The organism is Chlorogloeopsis sp. ULAP02, assembly GCF_038404745.2.
Classification (GTDB): domain Bacteria; phylum Cyanobacteriota; class Cyanobacteriia; order Cyanobacteriales; family Nostocaceae; genus Chlorogloeopsis.
Genome location: NZ_JAYKTT020000012.1, coordinates 81,833 through 95,503 on the forward strand (window position 1 = coordinate 81,833; position 13,671 = coordinate 95,503).

Consider the following 13,671-nt stretch of genomic DNA (forward strand, 5'->3'; position numbering starts at 1 on the left):
TAGCGATCAACATTTATGAACTCATATCTTGCATCTGTGCTCTTATCCGCCAAGAAATTTATTTCTTGGCTTACAGCTAAAGTCTGCTCAAGCAGACTACGTAAGATTTTCAGTCAGTTAAAACTGACAGTAACTCTCAGCCTGGTACTTCAGTTCTAGGCGTTTTAGGAGCGAGGCGCAAGATGTGAATGAATAGACAAAGAGAGGTGCGACACCTCCCTTGTGAATTTTTAAATTTTGATTGGAGAACTAAGAACTAAGCTGACTATTGGGCTTCACGACTTAGTAATTCTTCAATTTTCAATCCAACTGCCTCTTTGCCACCAAATACTGTACCAAATCTCTTATTGTTGAAGTGGTTTAAAGCAGTGTTGTATGCCGAGGATGGTAAAGCAACATATTTTACTTCTGTTGCAAATTTACCTGCATTTTGCAAGTAATATTGAACAAACTGTTTCACCTCTGGCTTATCTATGCTCTTGGAACTAACATAAATAAATATGGGGCGAGATAAAGGATTATAACTGCCATCTTTGACTGTAGCTTCTGATGGTAGTACACCGTTAACTGCTACTGCCTTTAGCCTCTTCTGATTTTCTGCATAGTAAGCATAACCAAAGTAGCCAAGGGCATTTTTATCACGGCTCACGCCCTGTACTAAAACGTTGTCATCTTCACTAGCAGTAAAATCACCCCGACTAGATTTTGCCTTACCGACAACGGCCTCTGTAAAATAATCAAAGGTTCCGGAGTTTGTTCCTGGGCCAAACAGCTTCAAAGGAGCATTAGGAAAACCTTGGCGAACTTGGCTCCAATTGCTTATTTTGTTTTGTGCTCCTGGTTCCCAAATTTTCTTTAATTCTGCAACTGTTAGATTCTTAGCCCAGGTGTTTTGAGGATTAACAACTACAGTTAAGGCATCATAAGCTACTGGTAACTCAACATAGCGAATACCAGCTGCTTTACAAGCTTCGATTTCCTTTGCAAGAATGGGGCGGGAAGCATTGGAAATATCAGTTTCTCCACGGCAAAACTTCTTAAAGCCACCGCCAGTGCCAGACACACCAACAGTAACTCTAACTTTCCCTTTTTGCGCCTTTTGAAACTCTTCTGCTACTGCTTCGGTAACGGGAAAAACTGTGCTGGAACCATCAATGTTAATTGTCGCTTGATTTTGGGAGTAAACCGCAGGCACTGATACACTAAAAGTAGCTGCTACCAGTGAAATCACACCTAGTATAGTCAAGCTGTTAAACTTCAAGTTGATTGTTTTCACAGGGATGCTCTTCACTTTAAAATGTTAAATTTTTGTTTGATTGCTCCTAAAGCAGGATAGTTTTACTAGGTTAAAAGATGATAAATATAAGGTAGAGTACAGGTAAAAAAATGATGGAAATAAGTTAAGCAAAAGTTAAGTTCAGGTTAAAGCAAATCTGACTAAAATATATGAGCTAATTTTTGATATAAATTTTTTAAGAACCTATACTAGTTTGTAGTTTGTTTAAGCTACTTGTACTCCGATAAAATGGGATGCAGTTTTATTCATCCAAAATATGGAGTTTTAAAACAAAAAATAATTTTGATATCAAGTTAATATAGTTATATTTATATAAATATTTTTTTGAATTTTGTCTGAGATTACTAAGTTTTCTAACTAATTAACTTAGCAATACAAATCTCAGACTTTTTATTTAATTAAGTATCAAAGTAGTAGTAAGACATAAATCTTAAGTTCAATTGTTTAACTAAATTTAGTGTGAATATGACTGCTAATCAGTTTATAATCTTTTTACATATTTTTAATAAAAAGTAAATATATAAACTTTTAATATTCATGTAATATGCCGATATTAGTCTATTTTGGCTCATAATACACATAAATTATTTACAGTCAAAATAGCAAATCAAGAAAAAACTGATAACTTAACTAGTCTTGATTTAAGCATGATTATGCATATAAAATTTTATTATAGAAAATTAATTAGATATTAAAGTCTTGATTTAAATGTTAGATTCTAAATATATATGTTAATCTTTTGCATAATATTAAAAATATGAATAAACTAATTACTGCCATTAAAGTTAGAAACCTAAACTTTTATTATGGCAAAACAAAAATTTTAGCAGAAATATCAATGGATATTTATCAGAATCAAATAACTGCAATCATGGGGCCAAGTGGGTGTGGTAAATCTACTTTTATTAAAGCTTTGAATCGCATGAATGAATTAGAAGGAGAAATCAAAGTTGAAGGTAGGGTAGAATTTTTTACTCAGAATATTTATAGTCGTCGTGTTAACCTGAATCGATTACGTCGTCAAATCGGTATGGTATTGCCGAAGCCAAATCTCTTCCCAGTGAATATTTATGATAATGTGGCATATGGTGTAAAAATAGCAGGATGGCATCCGAAACAAGAATTAGATAAAATTGTTGAATCTGCTATCAAAGCTGCTACTTTGTGGGATGAGGTCAAAGATAAATTGCATAAATCTGCTCTCGGACTTTCGAGTGGACAGCAACAGCGACTGTGCATTGCTCGTGCATTAGCAGTAAAGCCAAAAGTTTTATTAATGGATGAACCAACATCAGGGCTTGATCCGACTGCAACTATCAAAATCGAGGAACTAATTCATAGTTTGCGTAGTGAGTTGACAATTGTGATGGTTACCCGCAACACACAACAAGCTGCTCGTATTTCTGATTTTACAGCTTTCTTTGGCACTGATAATAATCGTGTTGGGCGATTAATTGAATTTGGAGCAACAGCTCAAATTTTTAACCATGCTGTTGATGAGCGTACCCGTGACTATATTTCTGGACATCTAAATTAGTTGCGGTGCTGCGTGAATACTATGATTTTTAAACTTTTTAAATAATCAGAATATCATAAATTAATTTGGTTTATTTAAGCATTTTTAGTGTAGGTAAGCTTAAAATCGCGCATCTTTACATTGCTAAAGTAGACTTAACTAAATTATAAGAATTGTGGAATTAACAATCATATAATGGCAAAAAAGCTAAAAATTAGACTAGATTCAGCCAGAGTTGCTGTAATTGCTCTTGTGTATGCCAGCAAGATCCATACTATTCCAGTTAAAAATGTCAAGTTATACCAGAGGAGAGGCCCAAAAGATTGTTTGATGAGATTGGATACGATTTAACGAATGAAGTTCATAAATCTGACTGTGGCAACACCTCTGAGTCAAATCACTAAAAGGTGTTTAGGCATATGAACATTCTACAAGTCCTAAACCATTTGCGGCTGTTGGTGGTAGATGATGATGCCGATACTCTTGAGTTAATCAGATTCATCTTTGAACAATATAATGCACAAGTCAGTTCAACGGTATCAACAAATGAAGCCTTTCAGGTGATCCGGCTATGGAAACCGGATATATTAATTAGCGATATCGCCATGCCAATTGAGGATGGGTATGCTTTCATTCGCAAAGTCAGAAATCTCAAACAAGAGGAAGGACAGATTCCAGCGATCGCTTTGACAGCATTGGCAACGCAAGAGCCACTTGCTCTGAATGCAGGATTCTCTACATATATGGTGAAACCATTTAATCCTGATGATTTGGTGAAACTTGTCTCAAAACTTGCTTGGCAAAAATCATTAACGCTTAGTCGAAATGCATCTGACTAAGAATACAGAAGCTTTTGTTCGCCACACTCCAGCGCGCTCACTGCCAAAATTTCAAGCTAACTTTAGATTAATAGACTATAAAAATAGTGTAGTAACGGGTTTTTTGCAATCTCTACCTCAAAACGAAAGGATATCTGTTAAACCCGCTTTTACTCTCCATGTTTTATGCTGTAATACATCTGGCGGTGCATCCATTGTCCACAGCAATACGCTAACGTAAAAGTATTAAAGCACCTCTTTTAGAACCTTTAAATAGGTCACTAAGTCCCTGACTCTCAAAAGTACTGGCTACGAGACGGGCATAAGAAAATAGGAGTGCAGGAATGTAGGGAATAAAAACAGAACACCCAAATTGATTGATGCGGCTCTCCCTTACACCCATAACTTCCTAAACCCTTACGTCCCTACAGTGTAAGTTGTCGAGGATTAAAAATGAGGTGGTAGGCTAGCTAAAGTCCAGATAATTGCCATGCATGAACTGGTTCAGACTATCTTAAACAGCGAAGAGAAAACCGCCCTACGTTACTTAATATCAGAGTTAAACACTTTAGGTAAGCGTTACTTTCTCAGAAATGAGATTTTGCAAGCTTTTGCTGAGTACTGCCACCAATTCCAAAAGCCTGCTTACTTTTTCCACTCTTCCTCTTTGGGTAGATTAATTCACTATACCCATGAAATTCTTTTAGAAGATGACAATAGTTGGTTTTTGTTGCGTCCGAGAATTGCTTCTCAAGAAGTGTGGCTATTGTCAGAAAATATGAATAGCTTTGAGCAGATGGCTCCACAGGCATTGCTCGATGCACGCGATCGCTTTGTCAATCGTTACCAAAGCGAAATTCTAAATGTAGATTTTGGCCCTTTTTACCGATCTTTCCCTTCCATTGACGATCCGAGAAAAATTGGTCAAGGTTTAGCATTCCTCAACCGATATTTGTGTTCTCAAGTTGTGATTGACCGCCAGTACTGGTTTGAGGTATTGTTTGAAGCATTATGCAAGCTTAGTTACAATGGCACTCCACTACTAACTAGCGATCGCATTCGCTCCGGTACTCAATTATGCAGACAAATTAAGCAAGCCATTAAATTAATTAGAAAGCTACCTCCAGAAGAACCTTACGAAAATTTCCGCCAAAATTTGCAAACACTAGGCTTGGAACCAGGTTGGGGTAACACTGCATCACGAGTATGCGAAACCTTAGAACTATTTGATCGCCTGCTTGATGCTCCCGAACCCGCTATTCTAGAAGCTTTTGTTTCTCGTATTCCGGCAGTTTTTCGTGTAGTTCTCGTTTCTATCCACGGCTGGATTTCTCAAGAAGATGTGCTAGGAAGACCTGAGACAATGGGTCAAGTAGCTTATGTTTTAGAACAAGCTCGCAGTTTAGAAAACCAACTGCGGCAAGATATCCAGCTTGCTGGTTTGGATCTACTGGGTATTCAACCCCAAGTTCTGATTCTTACTCGCCTGATTCCCAACTGCGAAGGAACCCATTGCGATTTGCGTTTGGAAAAACTTGAGGGAACTGAAAACAGCTGGATCTTACGCGTTCCCTTCCGGGAATTTAATCCTAAAGTTACCCAAAATTGGATTTCTAGATACGAAATTTGGCCTTACCTAGAAACATTTGCCATTGATGCCGAACCAGAACTCTTGGCACAATTAGGAGGACGCCCAGATCTAATTATTGGTAACTACAGTGATGGCAATTTAGTTGCCTTTCTCCTCACGCAGCGGCTGAAAGTCACTTTGTGCAACATTGCTCACTCTTTAGAAAAGCCCAAGCATTTATTCAGTAACCTCTACTGGCAAGACTTGGAAGAGCAATACCACTTTAGCGCCCAATTCACAGCCGATTTGATCAACATGAATGCGGCTGATTTTATTATCACCTCGTCCTACCACGAAATTGTTGGCACACCCGACGCTCTTGGTCAGTATGAGTCGTATAAATGTTTTACTATGCCCCAGTTGTATCATGTGGTTGATGGAATTAATTTGTTTAGTCCCAAGTTCAATTTGGTACCGCCAGGAGTAGATGAGAACATTTTCTTCTCCTACAGCGAACAAGACAGGCGTGATGAAAATATCCGCACCAAAATTAACGAGCTGCTTTTTAGCAGCGAACAACCTCAAATTCTCGGTCATCTTGACGATCCCAACAAGCGACCAATCTGCGCTGTATCTTACATTACCTCGGTAAAGAATATTTCTGGTTTAGCAGAATGCTTTGGTAAAAGCGAGGCATTACAACAGCATTGCAATTTGATCCTTGTTACCAACAAGTTAAATGCTGCTGGAGCTACAAAGCCAGAAGAAGTAGAAGAAATTGAAAGAATCCATCACATCATTAATCAGTATAATCTTCACGGTCGCGTCCGCTGGCTCGGAATGCGCCTCAAGAGTCCAGAACTAGGGGAACTTTATCGAGCGATCGCAGATCGTCAAGGTATATATGTACATTTTGCTTTGTTTGAACCTTTTGGAAGAACCATTCTCGAAGCTATGAGTTCTGGTTTACCAAGCTTTGTCACTGAATTTGGTGGCGCGGCAGAATTGATTGAAGGTGAAGAAGATGAATTTCATCTCAATCCTACAGACTTAGAAGGAACAGCCAAAAGAATTTTGAATTTCATTAACCAGTGCAATCTAAATCCCAAACACTGGCATGAAATCTCCGAAGGAGTGATCAAGCGAGTTCATAACAGGTATAACTGGCAAGTACACAGCAAGCAGTTATTACTACTTTCTAAAATCTATCGATTCTGGGACTTTGTTACCCAGGAAAACCAAGAACCTCTGCTTCGTTATGTAGAAACTTTATACCATCTAGTCTTTAAACCCAAAGCAGAAAAAATCTTGGAACAGCATATGCAGCGATAGGGATTAGAGACTAGGAACTAGGAATAAAGAAATCTTAATACCTAATCCCCAGTACCCAATCCCCAATCCCCAATTCCCAATTTTGTCCAACCCTCTGTCTATCTTTAACCACAGCAGTGACGATGGATATAAAAGCCCATTCCCAGCATTTAACATATACAGACTGGACTGTAAGTGAAACTCAGTTCGATCCAGAGCGGTTTAACTCTCGCGAAACAACTTTTACAATTGGCAACGGTTACCTGGGAACACGGGGCAGCTTTGAGGAAGGCTATTCTCGTGCATTGCCAGCTACCTTGATCCACGGTGTCTACGATGAAGTTCCGATTGTCTACACTGAACTCGCTAACTGCCCAGACTGGTTGCCATTGGTAGTAATTGTAGATGGCGATCGCTTTCGCCTGGAGCGAGGTGAGATATTAAGTTACGAACGGCAGTTGGATGTGCAGCGGGGTGTTCTCAGCCGTAAAGTGCGTTGGCGCAGCCCCAGTGGTAAGACACTTGACATTGTTTTTGAGCGCTTTGCAAGTATTGCTGATCAACACGTCCTTGGATTGCACTGTCAGGTAACACCAGTAGATAGTGAGAGTGCGATCGAAGTTCAAGCTAGTATTAATGGTTACCCAGAAAACCAAGGATTCAACCACTGGGAATTATTAGATCAGGGTAAGGTAGAACACGGAGTTTGGTTAAATCTCCGTACTCGTTCTTCCCGCATTCAACTAGGCATGGCAACTGGCATTCTAGTATCGGGAGCCGAAGCCTCTGTGCAAGTTACCAATCCACCCGGTTATCCGACTTTAACTGCGTCTTTTTTGGCTGCTCCAGGGCAGACTGTAACAGTAGATAAACTAGTTACAGTTTTTACTTCTCTTGAATGTGAAAATCCAGTCGAAGTAGCTTGTGAAAAACTTGCTCAATTACCAGAATACTCTAGTTTACTAGATGCTCATGTCCAAGCTTGGGATAAAGTCTGGCAAAAAAGTGACATTGTGATTGAGGGAGATATCACAGCTCAGTTAGCTGTTCGCTACAACCTCTTTCAGTTATTAATTTGTGCTCCCCGCAACAATGATAAAGTAAGTATTCCAGCGAAAACACTTTCGGGGTTTGGCTACCGTGGCCATATATTTTGGGATACAGAAATTTTTATACTTCCCTTTTTCATCTACACTCAACCCGAATTAGCACGCAATATGCTGACGTACCGCTATCATACTCTACCAGGAGCGCGGCGCAAAGCAGTGCATTACGGGTATAAAGGGGCAATGTATGCGTGGGAGAGTGCAGTAACTGGTGATGAGGTAACACCCCGGTGGTTACCTCCCAACGATTTTTATGGTGAAGACATCAGGATTTGGTGCCGCGATCGCGAAATTCACATTAGTGCTGACGTTGCCTACGCTACATGGTTCTACTGGCAAGCTACTGGTGATGATGAATGGATGCGGGACTATGGGGCTGAAATAATTCTAGACACCGCTATATTTTGGGGTAGCCGGGTTGAGTACAACACCAAATACGAACGCTACGAAATTCGTGAGGTGATTGGTGCGGATGAATACCACGAATTTGTCCACAACAACACCTTCACTAACCGGATGGTGCAATGGCATCTTGAAAAAGCACTTCATATTTATGATTGGCTGGGCAATAACTTTCCTGAAAAACTGCATGAACTCGACCAAAAACTAAACCTAAGTTCAGGAAGGCGATCGCGTTGGAACGATATTATTGCTAATATTTGGATTCCCTACGACGAATCTACCGGATTGATTGAACAATTCGAGGGATTTTTCCAACTCCAAGATATCAATCTAGAAGAATACGAGCCGCGTACCAAGTCCATGCAAGCTATCTTGGGTATCGAAGAAGGCAACAAGCGACAGGTACTCAAACAACCAGATGTGTTAATGCTGCTGTATCTGATGCGGCAATCCCAGGAGTTTCCCTACAACCAAAAAACCTTAGAAAAAAACTGGGATTACTACGCACCCCGCACAGATATTTCCTATGGTTCATCTCTAGGCCCGGCAATTCACGCTATTTTAGCCTCAGACTTGGGCAAAACCGCAGAAGCTTACGAAAGATTTATGCAAGCAGCATTAGTTGATCTAGAAGATGTTCGTGGTAATGCTGCTGATGGTATTCATGGTGCTAGTGCTGGTGGTGTTTGGCAAGCTGTAGTTTTGGGTTTTGGCGGAATTCAAATCGGAAATGACGAACCAGTCGCTCATCCCCACCTACCTCCTGGTTGGAGACGCCTAAAGTTCAATTTTCTTTGGCGAGGGAAGTGGCATACATTTGATTTGCGTCCACAAGAGGATACGGAGACAAAGGGCAAAGAACATAAGGCAATGGACATGGAAAAAATCCAATCTTCAGATATTAGGGGATTCATTTTTGATCTAGATGGTGTATTAACAGATACAGCAGAATATCACTATCTTGCTTGGCAAAAACTCGCAGATGAAGAAGGTTTGCTCTTTAATCGAGAAGCTAACGAAGCATTGCGGGGAGTATCTCGTCGAGAATCGCTGTTAAGAATAGTGGGAGACAAACATTATCCGGAAGAAAAACTCCAAGAGATGATGGATCGCAAGAACCAATATTATGTAGATTCAATCGAAAACATCTCGCCCAAAGATTTGTTACCTGGTGTACTCACCTTACTCGATGAATTGCGCCAAGCCGGGATCAAAATTGCCCTTGGTTCCGCCAGCAAAAATGCTCGTCCCGTTGTTGAGAAACTAGGCATTGCTAATCGTATAGATGCGATCGCTGACGGTTATAGCGTTCAACGTCCCAAACCTGCTCCGGATTTATTTTTGTATGCAGCCAACCAGCTAGGATTGGAGCCAGCACAATGCGTGGTTGTAGAAGACGCAGAAGCAGGCATAGAAGCAGCTTTAGCGGCTGGAATGTGGACTGTAGGACTTGGCCCTATTTCGCGTGTGGGAGAGGCTCACGTTGTTCTACCCAACCTCGCAGATACTGACTGGACACAACTACGTGCAAAATTGAACGATGTAGCTACACAACAGCAGCAAAAAGCGAGAGTATAAAAAATAAGGTGTTAGTTTAAATATCATCAAAACTTAGCAAAGGTAGATAGCGGATGTAGCGGATGAGCTATGCGTGATTTCCACAAAAATATTCAACCCCTCCCAACCTCCCCTTAGTAAGGGGAGGTGCCGTAGGCGCTGGGGTACATTCATCCGCCTTGCGTCTACCCTCAAACTGGGTTCAAGACTCCTACCAAAACAGCCGGAGGCATAGCCTCGAAACTCTCGTTACCAGGTTCAACCTGGTAACGAGAGTTAGAGCCTCTGGCTCTCTCAAATCCCTAGTCCCTAGTCCCTAGTTTCCCTCTGCCTTTCTTCAAATCATGACTTCGACTCTTCCCTCTAAACCTCGGAAGTTACCAACTCAAGCCATAGGAGCTAAAGTTTTTCACTGGCTCAATATCATTAGCCTGTTTATCATGCTCACCAGTGGACTACAAATTTACAATGCCAATCCTGTGTTTGGTGGCAGATCGGGTTTGCACATTCCCCCTTTATTTACCTTGGGTGGTTGGTTGGCAGGAGGTAGGCACTGGCATTTTGCAGCGATGTGGCTATTCTCGCTCAATCTTGTCTGGTATGGTTTGTACATTTTAATTACCCGTCGCTGGCGACATCGGTTTGTGGGTAGCAATGATATCAAGGCATTACAAAAAAGCCAAAATCCGAAACGGCTGATTTATGCTTGGCATCGTATAGCCTATACAAGCATTATTCCAATCTTACTACTGGCATTATTTACAGGGATTGGAATGTATAAGCCAGCCCAATTTCCCTGGATAGTGGATCTGTTTGGCGGTTGGCAACAGCTAAGAATTTTTCACTTTTCTTCAGTACCGTTATTTATTATCTTTGTTATGGTTCATTGGTGGTTGGGAAGTAAAGCTGGTGGTTCCGAACTTACAGATTCGATGTTTTGGTAATGGTTCTCAATTTACACGCCGTCAATTTTTACAAATTTCTGGATTATCTAGCCTGAGTTTTTTGCTTGGTGGCTGTGGTGCGCCCATACTAGAAGATGTTGTGGGCAAACTTTCTGAACCCGTCAATCAGAAATTTGAAGCTTTAATATTTAAATCGCAAAAGCCTGTTCCTGAGTTCAGCCAGAGTGAAATTCAACCACAGGCTTTAATCGTCAATAGCTTTAGAGGCACTCCGATTATCGATCCAGCCAAGTATCGTTTGATTGTTGACGGTGAAGTGAATCATCCCCTGAGCCTCAGTATGGTAGAGATTCAGTCTTTGCCTTTGACATCAATGATTATTCGTCATGTATGCGTAGAAGGTTGGGCGGCGATCGTGCAATGGGGAGGTATACGTCTGCGGGATATTGTTGCCCTTGCCCAGCCGCAAGAAAATGTTAAGTATGCCTACTTTCAATCAGCCGATGGCTACTATTCGAGCTGGGATATTGCTTCAGCCATGCATCCTCAAACTTTACTAGCTTATCAAAAAAACGGTGAACCTTTGCCACCTGATAACGGCGCGCCTTTACGTTTGGCTTCTGCGATTAAACTTGGTTACAAGCAGAGTAAATGGGTGACTCGAATTACGCTAGTTAGTCATTTGTTGCCACGTAAAGGTTACTGGGAGGATCAAGGATACGAATGGTTTGCTGGGCTTTAAAGGTATTGGGGATTGGGATTGGGTACTGGGTACTAGGGATTGGGGATCGGGGAAGTTTTTCTCCTCTGCTCCCCTGCCCCTGGTGCTCCCCTGCTTTTTCCTAGTCCCTAGTCCCTTTCAAATTACTAATTTAAAATTATGCCTTCTTTAAATAAACTGTTGCAATGGTTAATTTTGACGTTGTTATTTCCTTTAATCTTTCTCAATATTTGGCTAGCGTTTCGAGTCTTCCGATATTTTCAACCTCTAGTGACAATTCTTGTCTTAGCTTGTTTGCTAGCATTCATTTTAAATTATCCTGTTTCCCTTCTCCAGCAACGAGGAATTAAACGCAATTATGCTATTGCATTAGTTTTTATATCATCTTTGGTGGTTTTAGTTGCCTTGGGCATTACCTTGATGCCTGTAGCTTTAGAACAGTTTAGTGAAATGACTAAACTATTTCCCCAGTGGATTGATTCTAGTGAGCAAAATCTCCAAATTTTTAGCGATCGCGTGTTTGGCAACAGATTTAATGTTAATCTCAGACAGATATTTTCTCAATTGCTCAACCAGTTACCAAATGAAGCAGAACAAATAGGAGATAAGCTTTTTAGTATAGTTATAGATACAATTGATGGTCTTTCCGAAGCATTAATTACAGTAGTATTGACTATTTATCTTTTAATAGATGGTGAAAGAATTTGGGAAGGACTATTTAAAAAACTGCCTTTAGGTTTTGCTCAAAAAATACAGCAATCTCTTCAACAAAATTTCCAAAATTACTTGATCGGGCAAGTGACTCTGGCTTTGTTGATGGGAGTCTCACAAACTATAATGTTTCTAGCTTTGAACGTTCGATTTGGTTTACTTTTTGGTTTGGGAATTGGCATCTTGAGCTTGATTCCCTTTGGTGATGTTGTCAGCCTGGCTATCATCACTTTAATTATTGCTTCCCATAACTTTTGGTTGGCAGTCAAGATTTTAGTGATAGCTGTAATTATCGATCAGTTAATAGACCAAGCGATCGCACCCCGACTTTTAGGTAGTTTTACAGGGCTTCGACCAATCTGGGTGATAGTCTCTTTACTTGTGGGAACTTATCTGGGTGGAGTGTTGGGGTTACTTATTGCCGTACCTGTGGCTGGTTTTATTAAAGATGCAACAGATGGTTTTGTGACTACATCTGCCAATCCCAGCAATTCAATTGAGAGTGAAGAATTACCAGAGATGTTAGCAAATGAGTCTAGTTTGCAATGAAAGGGAACAGATGAAGAGGACATGGGGACACGGAGAGGATATTTCTCCCACTCTCCCCCTCTGCCCCTCTGCCTTCTGCCTTCTACTTAGCGTTAACATGATTAGCGATCCTGTCTAATCACCCAGATCAAATATGTTTTTTGAAAACCTGTTTACAACTTCATCTGAGGGGGAATCCACTTCACCCATTATTCGCCGTCCTCGCAAAGGCGTAATTGTAGGTGCAGGGCAAGTAGGAATGGCTTGTGCTTACTCGATGCTGATCCAAAATATCTTCGATGAAATGGTTATAGTCGATGTGAATCAGCACAAGCTAGAAGGGGAAGTGATGGACTTGCTGCACGGACTACCCTTCGTAGAACCAACATTAGTGCGTGCAGGAACTTTGGCAGATGGTAAAGATGCGGATATTGTCATTATTACTGCGGGCGCAAAGCAAAAACCGGGAGAAACCCGTTTGGATTTAGTAAACAGAAATGTAGAAGTTTTTAAAGGCTTAATCCCGGAAGTCGTCAAGTATTGTCCAAAAGCGATTTTACTGATTGTTACCAATCCAGTGGACATTATGACTTATGTTTCTCTCAAACTTTCTGGATTACCTAGTTCTAGCGTGCTCGGTTCGGGTACAGTATTAGATACTGCTCGGTTCCGGTATTTGCTGGCACAAAAGTTACAGCTAGATCCCCGTAGTCTGCACGCCTACGTGATCGGCGAACACGGTGACAGTGAAGTCCCTGTTTGGAGCAAGGTGAATATAGCGGGTATGAACCTTCTGGATGTGGAAGCAGAAGGCAAAGATATCAATCCGCTGCTACAGGATATTTTTGCCCAAGTGAAAAATGCCGCCTATGAAATTATTCAACGTAAAGGAGCTACATCCTATGCGATCGGCTTGGGTGTAGCTCAGATTGTACAAGCTATTTTACGAAATCAAAACCGAGTTTTAACTGTTAGTACCTTGATCCAGAATATTCATGAAATTCAAAATATCTGCCTGAGCTTGCCTTGCGTAGTTAATCGTCAGGGAGTTACCAGGGTTTTAAATCTCTCGCTCAGTCAAGCTGAGTTACAGCATTTACAATATTCTAGCCGAGTTTTACAACAGACGATAGAGAAACTAGATCTCTAATTTTGGTTTGTTATGTCTGTAGTCATGACTAAGCCTAAGAATTACCAAGCTATTGCCAGCGATCATCCTACTATTTGTA

General features: G+C 40.7%; 9 protein-coding genes. 8 read left to right on the forward strand and 1 reads right to left on the reverse strand.

What is annotated here, in order from left to right; genetic code table 11:
* Positions 1-265: 265 nt before the first annotated feature.
* On the reverse strand, positions 266-1,276 hold the full coding sequence (locus tag U2718_RS07245) for a PstS family phosphate ABC transporter substrate-binding protein (protein ID WP_341993256.1): 1,011 nt from the start codon (positions 1,274-1,276) through the stop codon (positions 266-268).
* A gap of 778 nt (positions 1,277-2,054) precedes the next feature.
* Here U2718_RS07245 and pstB point away from each other — a divergent pair.
* The 8 genes from pstB to U2718_RS07285 all read left to right on the forward strand — a co-directional run bounded on the left by pstB (position 2,055) and on the right by U2718_RS07285 (position 13,592).
* Positions 2,055-2,834 (forward strand): phosphate ABC transporter ATP-binding protein PstB, encoded by a 780-nt coding sequence (gene pstB, locus U2718_RS07250; protein WP_341993257.1) that lies wholly within the window; start codon positions 2,055-2,057, stop codon positions 2,832-2,834.
* Between the two features lie 398 nt (positions 2,835-3,232).
* Positions 3,233-3,652 (forward strand): response regulator, encoded by a 420-nt coding sequence (locus U2718_RS07255; protein ID WP_341993258.1) that lies wholly within the window; start codon positions 3,233-3,235, stop codon positions 3,650-3,652.
* A 469-nt stretch (positions 3,653-4,121) separates the two neighbouring features.
* Entirely contained in the window at positions 4,122-6,533 is a 2,412-nt protein-coding gene (locus U2718_RS07260; protein WP_341993259.1) for a sucrose synthase, read from the forward strand.
* A gap of 122 nt (positions 6,534-6,655) precedes the next feature.
* Positions 6,656-9,598: a beta-phosphoglucomutase gene (gene pgmB, locus U2718_RS07265; RefSeq protein WP_341993260.1), complete on the forward strand. Its 2,943-nt coding sequence runs from the start codon at positions 6,656-6,658 to the stop codon at positions 9,596-9,598.
* A 323-nt stretch (positions 9,599-9,921) separates the two neighbouring features.
* On the forward strand, positions 9,922-10,521 hold the full coding sequence (locus U2718_RS07270) for a cytochrome b/b6 domain-containing protein (protein ID WP_341993261.1): 600 nt from the start codon (positions 9,922-9,924) through the stop codon (positions 10,519-10,521).
* A complete protein-coding gene (locus U2718_RS07275) occupies positions 10,487-11,224 on the forward strand; it encodes a molybdopterin-dependent oxidoreductase (RefSeq protein WP_341993262.1) in 738 nt (245 codons plus the stop codon). The genes U2718_RS07270 and U2718_RS07275 overlap by 35 nt, the downstream gene beginning before the upstream one ends.
* Positions 11,225-11,362: 138 nt before the next feature.
* Positions 11,363-12,463: an AI-2E family transporter gene (locus U2718_RS07280; RefSeq protein WP_341993263.1), complete on the forward strand. Its 1,101-nt coding sequence runs from the start codon at positions 11,363-11,365 to the stop codon at positions 12,461-12,463.
* 133 nt (positions 12,464-12,596) lie between these two features.
* Entirely contained in the window at positions 12,597-13,592 is a 996-nt protein-coding gene (locus U2718_RS07285; protein ID WP_341993264.1) for an L-lactate dehydrogenase, read from the forward strand.
* The last annotated feature ends 79 nt before the right edge of the window (positions 13,593-13,671 follow it).

Bases quoted from the DNA above. Each gene is read 5' to 3' on its own strand.
- pstB (WP_341993257.1), top strand. From the start codon at position 2,055: ATGAATAAACTAATTACTGCCATTAAAGTTAGAAACCTAAACTTTTAT.
- U2718_RS07255 (WP_341993258.1), top strand. From the start codon at position 3,233: ATGAACATTCTACAAGTCCTAAACCATTTGCGGCTGTTGGTGGTAGAT.
- U2718_RS07260 (WP_341993259.1), top strand. From the start codon at position 4,122: ATGCATGAACTGGTTCAGACTATCTTAAACAGCGAAGAGAAAACCGCC.
- pgmB (WP_341993260.1), top strand. From the start codon at position 6,656: ATGGATATAAAAGCCCATTCCCAGCATTTAACATATACAGACTGGACT.
- U2718_RS07270 (WP_341993261.1), top strand. From the start codon at position 9,922: ATGACTTCGACTCTTCCCTCTAAACCTCGGAAGTTACCAACTCAAGCC.
- U2718_RS07280 (WP_341993263.1), top strand. From the start codon at position 11,363: ATGCCTTCTTTAAATAAACTGTTGCAATGGTTAATTTTGACGTTGTTA.
- U2718_RS07285 (WP_341993264.1), top strand. From the start codon at position 12,597: ATGTTTTTTGAAAACCTGTTTACAACTTCATCTGAGGGGGAATCCACT.